Origin of the sequence: Serratia sp. Nf2 (assembly GCF_003028435.1) — a bacterium.
Lineage (GTDB): Bacteria > Pseudomonadota > Gammaproteobacteria > Enterobacterales > Enterobacteriaceae > Serratia > Serratia marcescens_L.
Genome location: NZ_PYTW01000001.1, coordinates 459,426 through 477,826 on the forward strand (window position 1 = coordinate 459,426; position 18,401 = coordinate 477,826).

Genomic DNA, 18,401 nt, shown 5'->3' on the forward strand with positions numbered 1-18,401 from the left:
CAGCACGTAGTATATTTTCACTAAACCGGCATTGATTTCTCCTTTGTTTGAAATCGACATACCCTATCGATTCCAGGTTACAGCCGCTCGTTTGGCGTCAGCTTGCACGGCGAACACGGGCGAAATTCGACGCTGTTGCTTGAAAGCCACAGGGATAAAACCATGAGTGACTCTCGTTATATGAATACGCTGGACAAAATCCAGAGCCATCTGGAACGCCTGAGCAAATCTGAAAGGAAAGTCGCCGAGGTGATCCTGGCCTCCCCACAGACCGCCATTCACTCCAGCATTGCCACGCTGGCCCGCATGGCAGACGTCAGCGAACCCACCGTCAACCGTTTTTGCCGCCGCCTTGATACCAAAGGCTTTCCCGACTTCAAACTGCATCTCGCCCAAAGCCTGGCTAACGGCACGCCCTACGTAAACCGTAACGTAGAGGAAGACGACAGCGTCGATTCCTATACCAGCAAGATCTTCGAATCGGTCATGGCCAGCCTGGATACAGTAAAGGCAAATTTGGATATTGCCGCAATCAATCGTGCGGTTGACCTGCTCACCCAGGCAAAAAAGATCTCTTTCTTCGGCCTCGGCGCCTCCGCGGCGGTGGCGCACGACGCGATGAACAAATTTTTCCGCTTCAATATCCCGGTGGTCTACTTCGATGACATCGTCATGCAGCGCATGAGCTGCATGAACTCCGGCGAAGGCGACGTGGTGGTGTTGATCTCACACACCGGCCGCACCAAAAATCTGGTGGAGATGGCCCACCTGGCGCGAGAAAACGACGCCACGGTACTGGCTATCACCTCCCGCGACACCCCGCTCGCCCAAGCGGCGACTCTCGCTTTGCTGCTCGACGTGCCCGAAGACACCGACGTTTACATGCCGATGGTGTCGCGGATCGCGCAATTAACGCTCATTGACGTGCTCGCCACCGGATTTACCTTGCGCCGAGGGGCTAAATTCAGAGATAACTTGAAGCGGGTCAAAGAAGCGCTCAAAGAATCGCGCTTTGATAAAGGGGTGGTCATTCCCAACAGTTTTGACTCGTGACCTGACGAAGAAAAAAATCGCCGTTCAACAGACATTTGAATGACGGCATCAGAGGCTGTACCCTGTTAATATGCTCATGCGGGTAACCCGGGTGAAATATCAGTGTTGTAAAATTACATTTCACGCCTGGTTTCGTTATCCGACGTTATCGCAACACCAATATTTGCTTCACCAGTCAACGGAGTAATACATGTCCAGACGGCTCAGAAGAACCAAAATCGTTACCACCCTGGGTCCGGCTACAGACCGCGACAATAATCTGGAAAAGATCATTGCCGCCGGCGCCAACGTAGTTCGGCTTAACTTCTCCCACGGCAGCCCGGAAGATCACCAGGCTCGCGCTGACAAAGTGCGCGAAATCGCCGCCAAGCTGGGACGTCACGTCGCTATCCTCGGCGATCTGCAAGGGCCGAAAATCCGCGTTTCCACCTTCAAGGAAGGCAAAATCTTCCTCAACGTGGGCGATAAATTCCTGCTGGACGCCAACCTGTCAAAAGGCGAAGGCGATAAAGAAAAAGTCGGTATCGACTACAAAGGCCTGCCTGCCGACGTGGTGCCGGGCGATGTCCTGCTGCTAGACGACGGCCGCGTTCAGTTGAAAGTGCTCGAAGTTCAGGGCATGAAAGTGTTTACCGAAGTCACCGTCGGCGGCCCGCTGTCCAACAACAAGGGCATCAACAAGCTCGGCGGCGGCCTGTCGGCCGAAGCGCTGACCGAGAAAGACAAGGCAGACATCGTGACCGCCGCCAAGATTGGCGTCGACTACCTGGCGGTCTCCTTCCCGCGTACCGGTGAAGACCTGAACTATGCTCGCCGCCTGGCGCGCGACGCCGGCTGCAACGCCAAGATCGTGTCCAAGGTTGAGCGCGCCGAAGCGGTCTGCAGCGACGAAGCGATGGACGACATTATTCTGGCCTCCGACGTGGTGATGGTTGCTCGTGGCGACCTCGGCGTCGAAATCGGCGATCCGGAACTGGTCGGCATTCAGAAGAAACTGATCCGCCGCGCCCGCACCCTGAACCGCGCGGTGATCACCGCGACCCAGATGATGGAGTCGATGATCACCAACCCGATGCCGACCCGCGCCGAAGTCATGGACGTGGCCAACGCCGTGCTGGACGGCACCGACGCCGTTATGCTGTCGGCGGAAACCGCCGCCGGCCAATACCCGGCGGAAACCGTGGCGGCGATGGCGCGCGTTTGTCTGGGCGCCGAGAAGATCCCAAGCATCAACGTCTCCAAGCACCGCCTGGACGTACAGTTCGACAACATCGAAGAGGCGATCGCCATGTCTTCGATGTATGCCGCCAACCACCTGAAAGGCGTTACCGCACTGATCGCCATGACCGAATCCGGCCGCACCGCGCTGATGATGTCGCGCATCAGCTCCGGCCTGCCGATCTTCGCCATGTCGCGCCATGAGCACACGCTGAACCTGACCGCGCTGTATCGCGGCGTGACGCCGGTGTATTTCGACAGCCACAAAGACGGCGTGATCGCCGCCAATGAAGCCGTCAATCGCCTGCGCGACAAAGGCTTCCTGGTCTCCGGCGATCTGGTGATCGTCACCCAGGGCGACGTGATGGAAACCGTCGGCACCACCAATACCAGCCGTATCCTGCGCGTCGAGTAATTCACGCCGCAGACGAAATGCCGGCCGGCTCTCGCAGGCCGGCATTTTTTTTGCCCTGACACCGCCATAAACGACGGAGAACGCCATGCTCCACCAACACAATCCCGCAGCGAGCGGTGATGAGCTCGATCTCGACGGCCACGGCCTGACGCAGCTCGACGAGTCGCCGTTAGCCGGCCATGCGCTGCGCAAGATTAGCCTGTACAACAATCAGCTGACGGTCTTCCCCGCCTCGATCTTCCGGCACCGAAATCTGCGGGTCCTGAATATCTCCTGCAATCAGCTCGGCCACCTGCCGCCGGAGATTGGCCAGTTGCAACAGCTCGAGATGTTCGACTTTGGCCACAATCGCGCAAGCGAACTCCCCGAAGAACTGGGGCAGCTGCATCGGCTGAAATACCTCTATCTGAGCGATAACGGCTTTAGCGAGCTGCCGCGCTCGCTGGCGCAGCTGCAGCAGTTGGTTTACCTCAACGCGACCGACAACCATTTAACCGCTTTGCCACAGGCAATACCGGGGCTTGCGGCATTGCAGGAGCTGCGTTTATACAACAACCGCATCAGCAGCCTGCCCATCGAAATCGGGCAACTGCGCGCGCTACGCGAACTGCATATCATGAAAAATGCCCTGACCTCGCTGCCGGCGGAAATGGCTCAGCTCGGTGAGCTGGAGATACTCGACGCGGCTAACAATGCCATCGCCGAGCTGCCGCAGACCTTCTGTCGGTTGCCGCGGTTGAGCGAGCTGAACCTGCGTTTCAATCAGCTAACGCGCCTGCCAGAAAATATCGGTGAGCTGACGACGCTGAGAAGTCTGGATCTGCGCGCCAACCTCCTGAGCGACCTGCCGGAAAGCCTCGGCGAACTGAGCCGCCTGCGCAAGCTGGACCTGCGCTGGAATGATTTCACCCGCACGCCTAAAGTCGTCGACATCCTGCGGGCTCGCGGCTGTATGGTGCACATCTGAAGAGACGCCGGCCGGGTTGTGGCCCAGCCGGCGTTAGCGTTAGACAGGATTAACGATACAGATCGTCGCGCGAGTAAGGTTCAATCTCCCCCTCTTTACGCGTCTTCAGCAGTTTGAGGATCCAGGTGTACTGTTCCGGGTTCGGGCCCACCAGATTTTCCACCTCTTCGTTCATGCGGCGGGCAATGCGCGGATCGTCGGCTTCGGCCAGATCGTCCATCGGCTCGCGAATATAAATATCCAGCATGCTGGTTTTGCCGTCGTACACCGGGAACAAAGGCACGATCGCCGCACGACACACCTTCATCAACCGACCTACCGCCGGCAGCGTCGCCTTATAGGTCGCGAAGAAATCGACGAACTCGCTGTGCTCGGCGCCGTGATCCTGATCGGGCAGATAGTAGCCCCAATACCCCTGCCGCACCGAACTGATAAACGGTTTGATACCGTCGTTGCGCGCGTGCATGCGGCCGCCGAATTTACGACGTACGGCGTTCCAGAGGTAGTCGATCAGCTGATTGCGCTGATTGTGGAACATCGCGGCCATCGGTTGGCCGCGCGCGGCCATCAACATCGCTGGCACATCGACAGCCCAGCCGTGAGGCACCAGGAAAATCACGTTGCGCCCTTCCGCCCGGATCTTGTCCAACACCTCTTCACCGTGCCAACGCACGCGCTTGAGCACTTTCTCGGGCTTGGTGCAGGCCAGTTCCGCCATCAGCACCATCGACTGCGGCGCGCAGGCGAACATCTGGTCGATGATGTGCTCGCGTTCGCTTTCCGGCAGCTCCGGCAGGCAATACAGCAAATTGATGCGGGCACGACGTCGCGCGCCCTTCGCCAGCTTGCCGGCCAGTTTGCCGACCGCACCCAGCACCGGATCGCGCAGGCGCGCAGGCACCAGCGAAATACCGGCCATCAGGCCGGTTCCCAACCACACGCCCCAGTAGCGCGGATATAAAAAGGCTTTTTGAAACTGCGGAATGAACTCTACGTTCGATTTCTTCTCGTTTTGCATGCACATGCTCTTCGCTTAGCGATTCGGCTAATCATAATTGCCATCACCGATTTTGCAATTAACAACCGCGAACCACCCAGATAAAACAGCATCGGCCCGCAATCAGGCCGATGAAATTAACGGCGCCGGAGCGCCGGAAAAAGGGGGACGTTAATCCAACTGCAGTTGAGGAACCACTTCCTTCACCTGTGCCAGATAATCGCTGCGGTCTTTGCCGCCCAACCCTTCGGAACGCGGCAGCTTGGCCGTCAGCGGGTTCACCGCCTGTTGGCCGGTCCACAGTTCAAAGTGCAGGTGTGGCCCGGTGGAACGGCCGGTGTTGCCGGAGAGCGCAATGCGATCGCCGCGTTTCACCTTCTGGCCCGGTTTCACCAGCAGTTTTTTCAGGTGCATATAACGTGTGGTGTACTGGCGACCGTGGCGGATCGCCACATAGTTGCCCGCCGCGCCGCTGCGCTTGGCGATCACCACCTCACCGTCGCCGACCGCCAGCACCGGCGTGCCGACAGGCATGGCGAAATCGACGCCCTTGTGCGGCGCCACGCGGCCGGTCACCGGGTTCACGCGGCGCGGGTTGAAGTTGGAGGAGATGCGGAACTGTTTCATGGTCGGGAAACGCATGAAGCCACGCGCCAGGCCAGAGCCCTGACGATCGTAGAATTTGCCGTCTTCGGCGCGGATCGCATAGTAATCTTTGCCGCCGGTGCGCAGACGCACGCCCAGCAGCTGGCTTTGCGATTTCTTACCGTCGAAATGTTCGCGCGACATCAGTACGGAGAACTGGTCGCCTTTGCGCAGCTTGCGGAAATCGAGCTGCCACTGCAGCGCCTTGATCACCGCATTGATTTCGTTTCGGCTCAGCCCGGCGTCGCCGGCGCTGCTGACGAAACTGCCGTTGACCCGGCCGCTGATCACGTTGTTGCGCCATTCACCCTGCTGTGCCTCTTTCGACTCTTTGAAGCTATTGCCGACGCGGTCATAGGTGCGGGTTTCGCGGCGAGAAACTTCCCAGGTCAACTGCTGCAGATCGCCCGCATCATTGACGGTCCACGACAGCTGTTGGCCGATCTTCAGATTACGCAGATCGCGGTTTTGCGAAGCCAGCAAGGTGACATCCGACATATCAATGCCGTACTGCGTCAGAATGCTGCCGAGGGTGTCGCCGGTGGAAACCACATATTCATGCACGCCATCGTCGCCGGCATCTTTCTGATCCAGCTCATCCTGCGGGATTTCGTCATCAGGGGTGGGTTGGTCGGCATCAATCGGCTCACTGGCTTCGGGGAGCAATGACCGCATCTGGCTGGATTCTAACTCGACGCTCTTGGCGATGGGATTGTGTTCTGGGTGGTAAACAAAAGGCCGCCAAACAGCGACGGCCAATGTGACGACTGTCAGCGACCCCAGCATGACGCGGTGGGGCCGTGGCAGGTTGTTATACGCCAGAGCGATAGTTCGGACTATCTGCTGCACTCGATATTATCCTCATAAGCTTTACTTCAGGCAGCTCACGTACTGGTTTGACAGCTGAGTCAGGAATTTCCCATAGCTGTCCTTCCCCAGCGCGATGCCGATGCCCAGCGGGTCCAGCGTTCCGGAACGCACTTTGGTACCCTTGGCAACGGCATTGATTACGGCCGGCCTGAATTGTGGCTCAGCAAAAACGCATACCGCTTTCTGCTCAACCAACTGTGTTCGAATTTGGTGTAGGCGCTGTGCTCCAGGCTGAATTTCGGGATTGACGGTGAAATGGCCCAGCGGACTCAAACCGTAGTGTTTCTCAAAGTAGCCGTAAGCATCATGAAAAACAAAATAACCCTTACCTTGCACAGGCGTAAGCATGTTACCAACATTTTTGTCAGTTTGCGTCAGCAGATTCTCGAACTGGCGCAGGTTTGCGTCTAATTTGTCCTTATTTTGCGGCATAAGTTCCAACAATCTGTCGTGAATCGCGATCGCGGTCACTTTTGCTATCTCCGGCGACAGCCAAACGTGCATATTGTACTCGCCGTGATGATGCCCATGATCGTCATCGGCATGGTTATGCGCTTCGCCTGCATGTTCATGATCGTCGTCATCTTCGCCTTTCATCAGCAACGGCTTCACCGCAGGCAGTTCGCTGATGGCCAGCTTGCGGGTTGCCGAGATCGGCACCAGCGCCTTGTTCAGGAACGCTTCCATGTCCGGCCCGACCCACAGCACCAGGTCCGCAGAGCGCAAACGCTGAATATCGGAAGGACGCAGCGCAAAATCGTGCGGCGAAGCGCCGTCCGGCAGCAACACCTCGGTCGGCGTCACGCCGTCGGCGATCGCCGATGCGATAAAGCCTAACGGACGAATCGAGGTCACCACCGCAGCGGAAGCGCTGCTCAGCGGGCCGGCCATCAACAGTGCGCTGGCCAACAGCGTGCGCTGCAACCATTTATTTTTCGTTGCCATCATCAGTAATCCCATCGTTTTCATCAACAAGGCGTGATATTATAACATTCGCTTCGTTCTGCAACCTGTAATCTCGAGATGTCTACACTGATAACGCTAAAAAATATCTCCGTCGCCTTCGGCAGCCGCAAGGTGCTGTCGAACATTTCCCTCAGCCTGCAACCCGGCCGTATTCTCACGCTGCTGGGCCCGAACGGCGCGGGCAAGTCTACGCTGGTGCGCGTGGTGCTGGGATTGGTCAAACCGACTGCCGGCACGCTGGAGCGTGAGCCCGATCTGCGCATTGGCTACGTGCCGCAAAAGCTGCACCTCGACGCCACCCTGCCGCTGACCGTCAACCGCTTTATGCGTCTCAAGCCCGGCGTAAAGAAAGCCGACATTCTGCCGGCGCTCAAGCGCGTGCACGCCGCCCACCTGCTCGACCAGCCGATGCAAAAGCTCTCCGGGGGCGAAAACCAACGCGTGCTCCTGGCGCGAGCGCTGCTGAACAAACCGCAGTTGCTGGTGCTGGACGAACCCACGCAGGGAGTGGACGTCAACGGCCAGCTGGCGCTGTACGATCTCATCGATCAGCTGCGTAAAGAGCTGGGCTGCGCCGTGCTGATGGTGTCGCACGATCTGCATCTGGTGATGGCGAAAACCGACGAGGTCTTGTGCCTCAATCAGCACATCTGCTGCTCCGGGGCACCGGAGGTGGTATCGATGCATCCCGAATTTATCGCCATGTTCGGCAACCGCGGCGCAGAGCAACTGGCGGTGTATCGCCACCATCACAACCACCGCCACGACCTGCAGGGAAGAATTGTTTTGAAGAAAACCGGGAGCCGCGAAGCATGATTGAACTGTTACTTCCCGGCTGGCTGGCCGGCGTGTTGTTGGCTGGTGCCGCCGGGCCACTGGGTTCCTTCGTAGTCTGGCGCCGCATGTCCTACTTTGGCGATACCCTGGCGCATGCCTCGTTGCTCGGCGTCGCCTTTGGCCTGCTGCTGGACATCAATCCCTTCTATGCGGTGATCGCCATTACGCTGCTGCTGGCCCTGGCCCTGGTGTGGCTGGAACGCCGCCCGCAGCTTTCAGTGGATACCCTGCTCGGCATTCTGGCCCACAGCGCCCTGTCGCTGGGCCTGGTAGTGGTGGCGTTGATGTCTAACGTGCGGGTCGATCTGATGGCCTACCTGTTCGGCGATCTGCTGTCGGTCACGCTGAGCGATATCGTGATGATCGCCGGCGGCGTCGCCGTGGTGCTGCTGGTGCTGTGGTGGCAGTGGCGCGATCTGCTGTCGATGACCATCAGCCCGGAGCTGGCGCACGTCGACGGCGTTAACCTGGTGCGCGCACGCACCGTGTTGATGCTGGTTACCGCGTTGACCATCGGTCTGGCGATGAAATTCGTCGGCGCGCTGATCATCACCTCGCTGCTGATCATTCCGGCAGCCACCGCTCGCCGCTTCGCGCGCACGCCGGAACAAATGGCCGGCGTCGCAGTGCTGCTCGGCATGGTAGCCGTCACCGGCGGCCTGGCCTTCTCGGCGTTTTACGATACGCCGGCCGGCCCTTCGGTGGTGCTCTGCGCCGCCGTGCTGTTCGTGCTGAGCTTGTTCAAAAAACAGCAGGCTTAATTAACGCCGGGATATGACAAGGGCCGCATCTGCGGCCCTTTTTATGGCGGATTGAAGCCTTACCCTTCTCGCTCGAGCCCAAAGTGCCGGTAGGCGTGCTGCGTCGCCAGACGGCCGCGCGGCGTGCGCTGGATAAAGCCCTGCTGGATCAGGAACGGCTCAATCACGTCTTCGATAGTCTCACGCTCTTCGCCGATCGCCGCCGCCAGGTTGTCCAGTCCGACCGGGCCGCCGGTAAACTTGTCGATAATCGCTAACAGCAGCTTGCGATCCATATAGTCGAAACCTTCGGCATCGACGTTGAGCATATCGAGCGCCTGCGCCGCCACCGAACCGCTGATCACGCCGTTGGCGCGCACCTCGGCAAAGTCGCGCACCCGGCGCAACAGGCGGTTAGCGATACGCGGCGTCCCCCGCGCGCGGCGGGCCACTTCATGGGCACCCTCGTCGGACAGCTCCAGCCCCAGACAGCCGGCACTGCGCGAGACGATGTGCTGCAGATCCGCCACCTGATAAAACTCCAGCCGCTGAACAATGCCGAAGCGATCGCGCAGCGGCGAGGTCAGCGAGCCGGCGCGGGTGGTAGCGCCCACCAAGGTAAACGGCGGCAGATCGAGCTTAATCGAACGCGCCGCCGGCCCTTCGCCGATCATGATATCCAGCTGATAGTCTTCCATCGCCGGATACAGCACTTCTTCCACCACCGGTGACAAACGGTGGATTTCGTCAATGAACAACACGTCGTGCGGTTCAAGGTTGGTCAGCATCGCCGCCAAATCGCCCGCCTTCTCCAGCACCGGGCCGGAGGTGGTGCGCAGATTCACGCCCATTTCGTTGGCCACGATGTTGGCCAGGGTGGTTTTCCCCAGGCCCGGCGGGCCGAAGATCAGCAGATGGTCGAGCGCGTCGCCGCGCTGCTTGGCCGCCTGGATGAAGATCTCCATCTGCTCGCGTACGTGCGGCTGGCCAACGTATTCGGTCAACAGCTTGGGACGAATGGCGCGATCGAGGACTTCTTCCTCGTTGATCGGTTCGGCGGAGATCAGACGATCGGCTTCAATCATTATCTACCTCTTAGCGGCCTTACAAAGCAGCGCGCAGCGCGTCGCGGATCAGCGTCTCGCAGTCGGCGCCCGGTTTGGCAATTTTGCTGATCATGCGGCTGGCTTCCTGCGGCTTATAGCCCAGCGCCACCAGCGCCGAAACAGCTTCGGCTTCGGCGTCCGCTTCAGGCGCTTTGGCGGCGGCGGACGGCAGACTGATCTCGCTGCTGCTGTTGAACAGGTCGCCGTTCAGCCCTTTGAAGCGGTCTTTCATCTCCACCACCAGGCGCTCGGCAGTTTTCTTGCCTACGCCCGGCAGCTTGACCAGTGCAGTGATCTCTTCACGCTCCACCGCGCTGACGAACTGCTGCGCGGACATGCCGGACAGGATCGCCAGCGCCAGTTTTGGCCCGACGCCGTTGACCTTGATCAGCTCGCGGAACAGCGCACGCTCCTGCTTGTCGTTAAAACCGTACAGCAGCTGCGCGTCTTCACGCACCACGAAGTGGGTAAACACGATAGCCTCTTGCCCCAGTTCCGGCAGCTCGTAAAAGCAGGTCATCGGCATGTGTACCTCATAGCCCACGCCGTTCGCCTCCAGTAACACCAGCGGCGGCTGCTTTTCCAGAATATTTCCTCTGAGACGACCTATCATTTACCCTCCTGCAGAATGACCGGGCATGGCGCCCTGCCATGCCGTTGCTGGTAAAGCTTATAACATAAAAAAGGCTGGATGAATATCCAGCCTGAGCAATCATCGCTTTGCGTCAGCGCAAACGCCCGCGCGCCAGGTTCAGCCGCCCTTCGCTCATCCGCAGCACGTTCTGGCTGAGGTGGCAGTGGGTGATGGCGATGGCCAGGGCATCGGCGGCGTCCGCCTGCGGGTTGGCCGAGAGTTTGAGCAGCGAGCGCACCATGTGCTGTACCTGCGCCTTTTCGGCCGCGCCGGTGCCGACCACGGTCTGTTTGACCTGCCGCGCCGCATACTCGAACACTTCCAGATTCTGATTCACCGCCGCCACGATCGCGACGCCGCGCGCCTGACCGAGCTTGAGCGCCGAATCCGGGTTCTTGGCCATAAACACCTGTTCGATGGCGAAGAAGTCGGGCTGAAACTGGGTGATGATCTCACTGACGCCGGCGTAAATCAGCTTCAGCCGCGTCGGCATGTCGTCCACCACCGTGCGGATGCAGCCGCTGGCGATATAGCTCAACTGACGCCCCTGCTGACGGATAAGGCCATAGCCGGTGACGCGTGAGCCGGGATCGATACCGAGTATGATCGCCATATCTACATCCACCTTGCATGCACGGCGCCGCCGAACGGCGGCGCCCGTTTTACCGGATTACAGCGTCGCCGCCACTTCGTCGGAGATTTCACCGTTATGGTAAACTTCCTGCACGTCGTCGCAGTCTTCCAGCATATCGATCAGGCGCAACAGCTTAGGCGCGGTTTCCGCATCCATGTCAGCCTTGGTCGATGGGATCATCGATACTTCCGCCGCTTCGGCTTCGAAGCCCGCCGCGGTCAGCGCGTCTTTCACCGCGCCCAGACTTTCCCAGGCGGTGAACACGTCGATGGCGCCATCGTCATAGGTCACGATGTCTTCCGCACCGGCTTCCAGCGCCGCTTCCATCACGGTGTCTTCATCCAGGCCCGGTGCGTAGGTGATCACGCCTTTCTTGGTGAACAGGTAAGCCACGGAACCGTCGGTGCCGAGGTTGCCGCCGCATTTGGTGAAGGCGTGGCGCACTTCCGCCACGGTGCGGTTGCGGTTGTCGCTCAGGCATTCGATCATGACGGCGGTGCCACCAGGGCCGTAACCTTCATAGATGATGGTTTCCATATTGGTATCATCATCACCGCCCACGCCGCGCGCGATGGCACGGTTCATGGTGTCGCGCGTCATGTTGTTCGACAGCGCCTTGTCCATCGCCGCGCGCAGACGCGGGTTGGAATCCGGATCGCCGCCGCCCAGCTTGGCGGCCGTGACCAGCTCACGAATAATCTTGGTGAAAATTTTACCGCGCTTGGCGTCCTGCGCCGCTTTACGGTGCTTTGTGTTGGCCCACTTACTATGACCTGCCATAAAAAAATCTCCGAAAAAAACTACTGGACTGAATTGATCACGAACTCTTCAATCGCCTGCTGATTGCTCCATGACTTGGTCAACTTCACGGCCTCGGCCGCCTCAAGCCATTGGTAAGCGTGATGCTCGGTAATCACCGGATCGCGCTCCTCGGGCAACGCCAGGCAGAACCAGTGCTCTTTATTGCGCGTGGTTCCCGGCGCATAGCGATGTCGCAAATGGACAAAGAGTTCAAACTCCACGCAGCGCTGGCAATCGAACAACGGCAGGTGCTCTGCTTCGATATCGATACCGACTTCTTCCATGACTTCACGCTGCGCGGCATGCGGCGGCGACTCATCCTGTTCCAGGCTGCCGGTGACCGACTGCCAGAACTCGGTATCGTCGCGCCGCTGTAACATCAGCACCCGACCACTGGATTTCGCGTAAATCACTACCAGGATAGATTCAGGGCGCTTGTAACTCATCACTCGCTCTCTTGTTCCGCACCGGCTTTCTTTACCACGCTGATCGCCAGCTCCTGCAGCGACGCCGGGTTGGCGAAGCTCGGTGCGTCGGTCATCAGACAGGCCGCCGCGGTGGTTTTCGGGAAGGCGATGACGTCGCGGATGTTGTCGGTGCCGGTCAGCAGCATCACCAGACGATCCAGGCCGAAAGCCAGGCCGGCATGCGGCGGCGTACCGTACTTCAACGCGTCCAGCAGGAAGCCGAACTTCTCGCGCTGTTCGTGTTCGTTAATGCCCAGAATGCTGAATACCGTCTGCTGCATTTCGCTGCGGTGAATACGCACCGAACCGCCGCCCACTTCGTAACCGTTGATCACCATGTCATAGGCATTGGCGATGGCGTTGACCGGCGCTGCCGCCAGCTCTTCCGGGCTCATGTCGCGCGGCGAGGTGAACGGGTGGTGCATGGCCGCCAGGCCACCCTCTTCGTCTTCTTCGAACATCGGGAAGTCAACCACCCACAGCGGTGCCCAGCTGTCGAGTTGCGTCAGCGCCAGATCGCGACCCAGCTTCAGACGCAGCGCGCCCATCGCATCGGTGACAATCTTGAAGCTGTCAGCGCCAAAGAACAGGATATCGCCGGTCTGCGCATCGGTGCGCGTCAGGATGCTTTCCAACACGTCCGCGCTGAGGAATTTGGCGATCGGGCTCTGCACGCCTTCCATGCCGGCGGCGCGGTCGTTGACCTTCAGCCACGCCAGGCCTTTGGCGCCGTAGATGTTGACGAAAGCGCCGTACTCGTCGATCTGCTTGCGGGTCAGCTGTGCGCCGCCCGGTACGCGGATCGCCGCCACGCGGCCTTTGGCGTCGTTGGCCGGGCCGGAGAACACTTTAAACTCGACGTCCTTGACCAGGTCAGCCACGTCCACCAGCTCCAGCGGGTTACGCAGGTCCGGCTTATCGGAGCCAAAGCGACGCATCGCTTCGGCGAAGGTCATGACCGGGAAATCGCCCAGATCCACGCCCTTCACGTCCAGCCACAGCTCGCGCGCCAGCTTCTCCATCACTTCACGTACCTGATCGGCGGTCATGAAAGAGGTTTCGACGTCGATCTGGGTGAATTCAGGCTGACGGTCCGCACGCAGGTCTTCGTCACGGAAGCATTTGACGATCTGGTAGTAACGATCGAAGCCGGACATCATCAGCAGCTGTTTGAACAGCTGCGGGGACTGCGGCAGCGCGTAGAATTTGCCCTTGTGCACGCGGCTCGGCACCAGGTAATCGCGGGCACCTTCCGGCGTCGCCTTGGTCAGCATCGGCGTTTCGATATCGAGGAAGCCGTGGCTGTCCATAAAGCGGCGCACGAAGCTGGTGATTTTGGCGCGGGTCTTCAGACGCTCGGCCATTTCCGGGCGACGCAGATCCAGGTAGCGGTATTTCAGGCGCGCTTCTTCGCTGTTGACCTGGTTGGAGTCCAGCGGCAGCGGCTCGGAGCGGTTGATGATCTCCAGCGCGTGGGCGAATACTTCCACTTCGCCGGTGGCCATATCTTTATTGATCTGGCTGTCCGGACGCGCACGCACGGTGCCGACGATCTGGATGCAGAACTCATTGCGCAGGTCGTAGGCCTTGTCGAACGCCACTTTCTGGTCCGGATCGAAGAACACCTGCACGATGCCTTCGCGGTCGCGCATATCAATAAAGATCAGGCCGCCGAGATCGCGACGACGATTGACCCAACCACACAGAGTGACTTCCTGGCCCACGTGGGACAGATTCAACTGCCCGCAATATTCAGTACGCATACGCTATCCTTTTACACAGCCGATGCCGCGCCGGGCTACTGTGCCCCTGTCGCGCGGCTGTTATCTGATAAATTCTACTTGTTACCCGGTTTAAAATCCGTCGCATACCAGCCGGTGCCCTTAAGCTGGAAACCGGAGGACGAGATCAACTTGGTCAACGCGGGCTGCCCACACGCCGGGCAGTCTGCCAGCGGCGCATCGGAAAATTTTTGCAATTTCTCTAACCGATGGTTGCAAGCACCACATGCATATTCATAAATCGGCATAGGTCGTTGGATTAAAGAGTGTTGAAAAAAGGGAGTCATTATAAAGGAAATTCATCCGCCCGATAAGTGCGAACACAGCATTGTTACTGCACTAAATGGCGCGTTTTTGCTCGAATCAACACATCGGTTAACAAATTTCCCATTAACCTGCGACAGTTTTTTCACGTAGCCTGATTCTCCTCCGGTTTTGCGCCGTACGCTGCTCGCCTGGCGAACCGAACAGTTTTTATCCACTTCGCAACGAGATGAAATCCATGCTGAAACTTGACGCCCAAACCACCGCTCTGGTGCTGATCGATTTGCAAAACGGCATTCTGCCCTACGCCGGCGGCCCGCACAGCGCCGACCAGGTGGTGGCGAACGCCGCCCTGCTGGCCGCCCGTTTTCGCCTGCTGGGCGCGCCGGTGCTGCTGGTGCGCGTCGGCTGGTCCGACTCCTTCGCCGAAGCGCTGAAACAGCCGGTGGACAAACCGGCTCCCGCGCCCGCCGGCGGCTTGCCGGCCAGTTGGTGGGAGTTCCCCGCACCGCTGGCGGTCAATGACAGCGATATTCGGGTGACTAAGCGCCAATGGGGCGCCTTCTACGGCACCGATCTGGATTTACAGCTGCGCCGCCGCGGCATCAAATCCGTGGTGCTGGGCGGCATCTCCACCAATATCGGCGTGGAATCCACCGCCCGCGCCGCCTGGGAACACGGCTATGAGCTGGTGATCGCCGAGGACGTCTGCAGCGCACAGAACGCGGAAATGCATCGTTTCGCGTTCGAACACATCTTCCCGCGTTTGGCGCGGGTGCGCGACACCGGCGAAATTCTTGCCGCGCTCGACCGGTAACGTTAAGTTGTAGCCTGATAAGCCAAGGATAAGTAAAGGAAGACGACGCCGTGATCTACATCGGACTGCCACAGTGGCAACATTCAGCCTGGAACCGTATCGGGCTGCGTGACTTGGCGGATTACAGCCGCTACTTCAACTGCGTGGAAGGCAACACCACCTTCTACGCGCTACCGAAGCTGGAAATCGTGCAACGCTGGCGCGACATGACCGGTGACGATTTTCGCTTCTGCTTCAAATTCCCGTCGGACATCAGCCACAAGGCCGCCCTGCGCAACTGTGCCGCCGAACTGCAGGCGTTTTACCACTGCCTGAGCCCTGTGCATCAGCGCATCGGCCAACTGTGGCTGCAGCTGCCCGCCGCCTTCGGCCCAGACGAGCTGCCGCGCATGTGGCAGTTTTTCGAAAACCTGCCGAAGGAATTCACCTACGGCGTAGAAGTGCGTCACCCGGCGTTTTTCGCCAAGGGCGAGGCAGAGCGCGCGCTGAATCAAGGGTTGCATCAGCGCGGCATCAATCGGGTGATCCTCGACAGCCGCCCGGTGCATCACGCCGCCCCCAACACCGCCGCCGTGCGCGATGCGCAGCAGAAAAAACCGAAGCTGCCGGTACACGCTCTGGTCACCGCCGGCCAACCGCTGGTGCGCTTTATCGGCGGCGACCAGTTGGCCGATAACCTGCGCTGGTTCGACGCCTGGCAGCAAAAACTGCCGCTGTGGCAGCAGCAGCATCAGCCCTATCTGTTTATTCATACGCCGGACAACGGCGATTCGCCCCAACAGGCGCAAAAAATTTGGCAGCAGCTGCGCCTGGCGATCCCCGATTTGCCTGCGCCACCTGACTGGCCAGAGCAAGATGCACTGTTTTGACCTATTAATCTGACCAATAACATCAAATATTTCCCCGCGACAGTGAATACAATGACGGCTATGATGCTGGCTGCCAGTTTTGGTTAGGGAACGGAGTTAAAAATGGTAAGCGCGCTTTATGTGGTGCTCGGCGCATTGTTGTTGATCAAACTCTCTTATGACGTCGTCAGATTAAGGATGCAGTACCGCGTAGCCTACGGTGACGGCGGTTTTTACGAATTGCAGACTGCCATCCGCGTGCATGGCAACGCCGTTGAATACATTCCTATCGCTGCCGTATTGCTGGTGATCATGGAAATGAACGGCGCGGAAATCTGGATGATTCACCTTTGCGGCCTGATGCTGATGGCCGGGCGACTGGTGCATTACTATGGTTTGCGCAACCGCGAGGTTCGCTGGCGCCGTTCAGGCATGGCCGCGACCTACATTTCTTTGTTGTTGATGGTTCTGGCAAATATCTTCTATCTGCCTTGGGATCTGATTTTCAGCCTGCATTGATCCCGTTTTTATCATCAGGCGGCCGCGCCGCCTGCTTCCGCTCCGCTTTTTTACGCTTTTCTGTTAGACTACGCAGCTTCGAATTCTGAACTGATTTGCCGCTATGCCAAACCGCGATACCCTTTTCTCCGCCCCCATCGCCAAATTGGGCGACTGGACCTTCGACGAACGCGTTGCCGAAGTGTTCCCCGACATGATCCAACGCTCCGTTCCCGGCTATTCCAACATCATCTCGATGATCGGCATGCTGGCCGAACGCTTTGTGCAACCCGACAGCCGGGTGTATGACCTGGGCTGCTCACTGGGCGCGGCGACGCTGTCGATGCGGCGGAATATCAAGGTGCCCGGCTGCGATATCGTCGCCGTCGACAATTCGCCGGCGATGGTGGAACGTTGCCGCCGCCATATCGATGCCTTCCGCGCCGAGACGCCGGTTGACGTCATCGAAGCCGACATTCGCGATATCGACATCGAGAACGCCTCGATGGTGGTGCTGAACTTTACGCTGCAGTTCCTCGAACCGGCCGACCGCCTGCGCCTGCTGGAGAAAATCTATCGCGGCCTGCGTCCGGGCGGCGCGCTGGTGCTGTCGGAGAAATTCAGCTTTGAAGACGCCGAAGTCGGCGAGCTGCTGTTCAACATGCATCACGATTTCAAACGCGCCAACGGGTACAGCGAGTTGGAGATCAGCCAAAAACGCAGCATGCTGGAAAACGTGATGCTCACCGACTCGGTGGAAGCGCACAAGACACGTCTGCATCAAGCCGGGTTCGAGCATGCCGAAGTGTGGTTCCAATGCTTCAACTTCGGTTCGCTGATCGCCCTGAAAGCGGGGGATGCGCAATGATCGAGTTCGGTGATTTCTACCAGCGCATCGCCAAAAGCCCCCTCAGCCATTGGCTGGACACCCTGCCTGCACAGTTGAGCGCCTGGCAACGCGAATCGCTGCACGGTAAATTCAAACAGTGGTTCAACTCGGTCGAGCATTTGCCGACGCTGACTCCCACCCGTCTCGAGCTGCTGCACGGCGTGCGCGCCGAGATGGAACCGGACCTGTCGCCGGGCCAGCTTGAAGGCATCGAGAAAATGCTGCGCACCCTGATGCCGTGGCGTAAAGGGCCGTTCTCGCTGTATGGCATTGATATCGATACCGAATGGCATTCCGACTGGAAGTGGGATCGCGTGCTGCCACACATTTCTCCGTTGGCCGGCCGCACCATTCTCGACGTCGGCTGCGGCAGCGGTTATCACCTGTGGCGCATGATCGGCGCCGGCGCACACTTCGCCGTCGGCATCGATCCGATGCAACTGTTCCTGTGCCAATTTGAAGCCGTGCGCAAACTGTTGGGCGGCGATCAGCGTGCCCACCTGCTGCCGCTCGGCATCGAGCAATTGCCGGAGTTGGCAGCGTTCGACACCGTGTTCTCGATGGGGGTGCTGTATCACCGCCGCTCGCCGCTCGATCATCTGTATCAGCTGAAAAATCAGCTGGTGACTGAAGGTGAACTGGTGTTGGAAACGCTGGTGGTGGAAGGCGATCGCCACCAGGTGCTGGTGCCGGGCGATCGTTATGCGCAGATGCGCAACGTGTATTTCATCCCTTCCGCCGAGGCGCTGAAATGCTGGCTGGAGAAGTGCGGCTTCGTCGACGTGAAGATCGCCGACCTGTGCGTCACCAGCCTCGACGAGCAGCGCCGCACCGACTGGATGACCAGCGAGTCGCTGGCCGAATTCCTTGATCCGAACGATCGCAGCAAAACGATCGAAGGCTATCCGGCGCCGCTGCGCGCCGTGCTTACCGCCAGAAAACCCTAGCGCTCGC

Annotated in this window: 20 protein-coding genes; 10 read left to right on the forward strand and 10 right to left on the reverse strand. The window is 59.2% G+C overall.

What is annotated here, in order from left to right:
• The first annotated feature begins 180 nt into the window (after nt 1-180).
• From C9411_RS02165 to C9411_RS02175, 3 genes are all read left to right on the forward strand, one after another.
• Nucleotides 181-1,053: a MurR/RpiR family transcriptional regulator gene (locus C9411_RS02165; RefSeq protein ID WP_016927443.1), complete on the forward strand. Its 873-nt coding sequence runs from the start codon at nt 181-183 to the stop codon at nt 1,051-1,053.
• Between the two features lie 190 nt (nt 1,054-1,243).
• On the forward strand, nt 1,244-2,686 hold the full coding sequence (pyk, locus tag C9411_RS02170; protein ID WP_019452801.1) for a pyruvate kinase: 1,443 nt from the start codon (nt 1,244-1,246) through the stop codon (nt 2,684-2,686).
• A gap of 85 nt (nt 2,687-2,771) precedes the next feature.
• Complete coding sequence (locus C9411_RS02175; RefSeq protein ID WP_107226330.1) at nt 2,772-3,653, forward strand: leucine-rich repeat domain-containing protein; 882 nt, start codon at nt 2,772-2,774, stop codon at nt 3,651-3,653.
• A 49-nt stretch (nt 3,654-3,702) separates the two neighbouring features.
• Here the strand turns inward: C9411_RS02175 and lpxM are convergent, their stop codons facing one another.
• The 3 genes from lpxM to znuA form a co-directional block, all read right to left on the reverse strand.
• Nucleotides 3,703-4,671 (reverse strand): lauroyl-Kdo(2)-lipid IV(A) myristoyltransferase, encoded by a 969-nt coding sequence (lpxM, locus tag C9411_RS02180; protein WP_015378127.1) that lies wholly within the window; start codon nt 4,669-4,671, stop codon nt 3,703-3,705.
• 150 nt (nt 4,672-4,821) lie between these two features.
• Entirely contained in the window at nt 4,822-6,144 is a 1,323-nt protein-coding gene (mepM, locus tag C9411_RS02185; RefSeq protein ID WP_028127477.1) for a murein DD-endopeptidase MepM, read from the reverse strand.
• A gap of 21 nt (nt 6,145-6,165) precedes the next feature.
• Entirely contained in the window at nt 6,166-7,110 is a 945-nt protein-coding gene (gene znuA, locus C9411_RS02190) for a zinc ABC transporter substrate-binding protein ZnuA (protein ID WP_107226583.1), read from the reverse strand.
• A 78-nt stretch (nt 7,111-7,188) separates the two neighbouring features.
• Here znuA and znuC point away from each other — a divergent pair, with 78 nt between their 5' ends.
• Together znuC and znuB are read left to right on the forward strand one after the other, a co-directional pair.
• Nucleotides 7,189-7,947 carry a zinc ABC transporter ATP-binding protein ZnuC gene (znuC, locus tag C9411_RS02195; RefSeq protein ID WP_063990150.1) on the forward strand — a complete coding sequence of 253 codons (759 nt, stop codon included), beginning with the start codon at nt 7,189-7,191 and terminating at the stop codon, nt 7,945-7,947.
• The gene (gene znuB, locus C9411_RS02200; RefSeq protein ID WP_063990151.1) at nt 7,944-8,729 is read left to right on the forward strand and encodes a zinc ABC transporter permease subunit ZnuB; all 786 of its coding nucleotides are present in this window, start codon (nt 7,944-7,946) and stop codon (nt 8,727-8,729) included. The genes znuC and znuB overlap by 4 nt, the downstream gene beginning before the upstream one ends.
• Nucleotides 8,730-8,788: 59 nt before the next feature.
• Here znuB and ruvB read toward each other — a convergent pair whose 3' ends face one another.
• The 7 genes from ruvB to C9411_RS02235 form a co-directional block, all read right to left on the reverse strand.
• Nucleotides 8,789-9,793 (reverse strand): Holliday junction branch migration DNA helicase RuvB, encoded by a 1,005-nt coding sequence (ruvB, locus tag C9411_RS02205; protein WP_063990152.1) that lies wholly within the window; start codon nt 9,791-9,793, stop codon nt 8,789-8,791.
• A gap of 19 nt (nt 9,794-9,812) precedes the next feature.
• A complete protein-coding gene (gene ruvA / locus C9411_RS02210) occupies nt 9,813-10,427 on the reverse strand; it encodes a Holliday junction branch migration protein RuvA (protein WP_063990153.1) in 615 nt (204 codons plus the stop codon).
• Nucleotides 10,428-10,539: 112 nt separating this feature from the next.
• Complete coding sequence (gene ruvC, locus C9411_RS02215; protein ID WP_004932367.1) at nt 10,540-11,061, reverse strand: crossover junction endodeoxyribonuclease RuvC; 522 nt, start codon at nt 11,059-11,061, stop codon at nt 10,540-10,542.
• Nucleotides 11,062-11,118: 57 nt separating this feature from the next.
• On the reverse strand, nt 11,119-11,862 hold the full coding sequence (locus C9411_RS02220; RefSeq protein WP_033647638.1) for a YebC/PmpR family DNA-binding transcriptional regulator: 744 nt from the start codon (nt 11,860-11,862) through the stop codon (nt 11,119-11,121).
• A gap of 20 nt (nt 11,863-11,882) precedes the next feature.
• Nucleotides 11,883-12,329 carry a dihydroneopterin triphosphate diphosphatase gene (gene nudB / locus C9411_RS02225; protein ID WP_019452808.1) on the reverse strand — a complete coding sequence of 149 codons (447 nt, stop codon included), beginning with the start codon at nt 12,327-12,329 and terminating at the stop codon, nt 11,883-11,885.
• Nucleotides 12,329-14,113 carry an aspartate--tRNA ligase gene (gene aspS, locus C9411_RS02230; protein ID WP_063990154.1) on the reverse strand — a complete coding sequence of 595 codons (1,785 nt, stop codon included), beginning with the start codon at nt 14,111-14,113 and terminating at the stop codon, nt 12,329-12,331. Before aspS ends, nudB begins: the two co-directional genes overlap by 1 nt.
• Before the next feature lie 74 nt (nt 14,114-14,187).
• Complete coding sequence (locus C9411_RS02235; protein ID WP_320204121.1) at nt 14,188-14,418, reverse strand: zinc ribbon domain-containing protein; 231 nt, start codon at nt 14,416-14,418, stop codon at nt 14,188-14,190.
• Nucleotides 14,419-14,633: 215 nt separating this feature from the next.
• Between C9411_RS02235 and C9411_RS02240 the strand changes: the two genes are divergently transcribed.
• The 5 genes from C9411_RS02240 (at nt 14,634) to cmoB (ending at nt 18,394) form a co-directional block, all read left to right on the forward strand.
• Nucleotides 14,634-15,212 carry a hydrolase gene (locus tag C9411_RS02240; protein ID WP_063990359.1) on the forward strand — a complete coding sequence of 193 codons (579 nt, stop codon included), beginning with the start codon at nt 14,634-14,636 and terminating at the stop codon, nt 15,210-15,212.
• A 53-nt stretch (nt 15,213-15,265) separates the two neighbouring features.
• Nucleotides 15,266-16,081: a DUF72 domain-containing protein gene (locus C9411_RS02245; RefSeq protein ID WP_107226584.1), complete on the forward strand. Its 816-nt coding sequence runs from the start codon at nt 15,266-15,268 to the stop codon at nt 16,079-16,081.
• Between the two features lie 102 nt (nt 16,082-16,183).
• A complete protein-coding gene (locus C9411_RS02250) occupies nt 16,184-16,579 on the forward strand; it encodes an MAPEG family protein (RefSeq protein ID WP_004932387.1) in 396 nt (131 codons plus the stop codon).
• A gap of 103 nt (nt 16,580-16,682) precedes the next feature.
• Nucleotides 16,683-17,426: a carboxy-S-adenosyl-L-methionine synthase CmoA gene (gene cmoA / locus C9411_RS02255; protein WP_063990156.1), complete on the forward strand. Its 744-nt coding sequence runs from the start codon at nt 16,683-16,685 to the stop codon at nt 17,424-17,426.
• Entirely contained in the window at nt 17,423-18,394 is a 972-nt protein-coding gene (gene cmoB / locus C9411_RS02260) for a tRNA 5-methoxyuridine(34)/uridine 5-oxyacetic acid(34) synthase CmoB (RefSeq protein WP_063990157.1), read from the forward strand. Before cmoA ends, cmoB begins: the two co-directional genes overlap by 4 nt.
• The last annotated feature ends 7 nt before the right edge of the window (nt 18,395-18,401 follow it).

Excerpts from the sequence above, each read along its gene's own strand:
- lpxM (WP_015378127.1), bottom strand. The coding sequence starts at position 4,671 with ATGCAAAACGAGAAGAAATCGAACGTAGAGTTCATTCCGCAGTTTCAA.
- pyk (WP_019452801.1), top strand. The coding sequence starts at position 1,244 with ATGTCCAGACGGCTCAGAAGAACCAAAATCGTTACCACCCTGGGTCCG.
- ruvA (WP_063990153.1), bottom strand. The coding sequence starts at position 10,427 with ATGATAGGTCGTCTCAGAGGAAATATTCTGGAAAAGCAGCCGCCGCTG.
- C9411_RS02240 (WP_063990359.1), top strand. The coding sequence starts at position 14,634 with ATGCTGAAACTTGACGCCCAAACCACCGCTCTGGTGCTGATCGATTTG.
- znuB (WP_063990151.1), top strand. The coding sequence starts at position 7,944 with ATGATTGAACTGTTACTTCCCGGCTGGCTGGCCGGCGTGTTGTTGGCT.
- nudB (WP_019452808.1), bottom strand. The coding sequence starts at position 12,329 with ATGAGTTACAAGCGCCCTGAATCTATCCTGGTAGTGATTTACGCGAAA.
- aspS (WP_063990154.1), bottom strand. The coding sequence starts at position 14,113 with ATGCGTACTGAATATTGCGGGCAGTTGAATCTGTCCCACGTGGGCCAG.
- C9411_RS02235 (WP_320204121.1), bottom strand. The coding sequence starts at position 14,418 with ATGACTCCCTTTTTTCAACACTCTTTAATCCAACGACCTATGCCGATT.
- znuC (WP_063990150.1), top strand. The coding sequence starts at position 7,189 with ATGTCTACACTGATAACGCTAAAAAATATCTCCGTCGCCTTCGGCAGC.
- C9411_RS02220 (WP_033647638.1), bottom strand. The coding sequence starts at position 11,862 with ATGGCAGGTCATAGTAAGTGGGCCAACACAAAGCACCGTAAAGCGGCG.
- C9411_RS02165 (WP_016927443.1), top strand. The coding sequence starts at position 181 with ATGAATACGCTGGACAAAATCCAGAGCCATCTGGAACGCCTGAGCAAA.
- ruvC (WP_004932367.1), bottom strand. The coding sequence starts at position 11,061 with ATGGCGATCATACTCGGTATCGATCCCGGCTCACGCGTCACCGGCTAT.
- cmoA (WP_063990156.1), top strand. The coding sequence starts at position 16,683 with ATGCCAAACCGCGATACCCTTTTCTCCGCCCCCATCGCCAAATTGGGC.
- ruvB (WP_063990152.1), bottom strand. The coding sequence starts at position 9,793 with ATGATTGAAGCCGATCGTCTGATCTCCGCCGAACCGATCAACGAGGAA.
- C9411_RS02175 (WP_107226330.1), top strand. The coding sequence starts at position 2,772 with ATGCTCCACCAACACAATCCCGCAGCGAGCGGTGATGAGCTCGATCTC.
- znuA (WP_107226583.1), bottom strand. The coding sequence starts at position 7,110 with ATGGCAACGAAAAATAAATGGTTGCAGCGCACGCTGTTGGCCAGCGCA.
- cmoB (WP_063990157.1), top strand. The coding sequence starts at position 17,423 with ATGATCGAGTTCGGTGATTTCTACCAGCGCATCGCCAAAAGCCCCCTC.
- C9411_RS02250 (WP_004932387.1), top strand. The coding sequence starts at position 16,184 with ATGGTAAGCGCGCTTTATGTGGTGCTCGGCGCATTGTTGTTGATCAAA.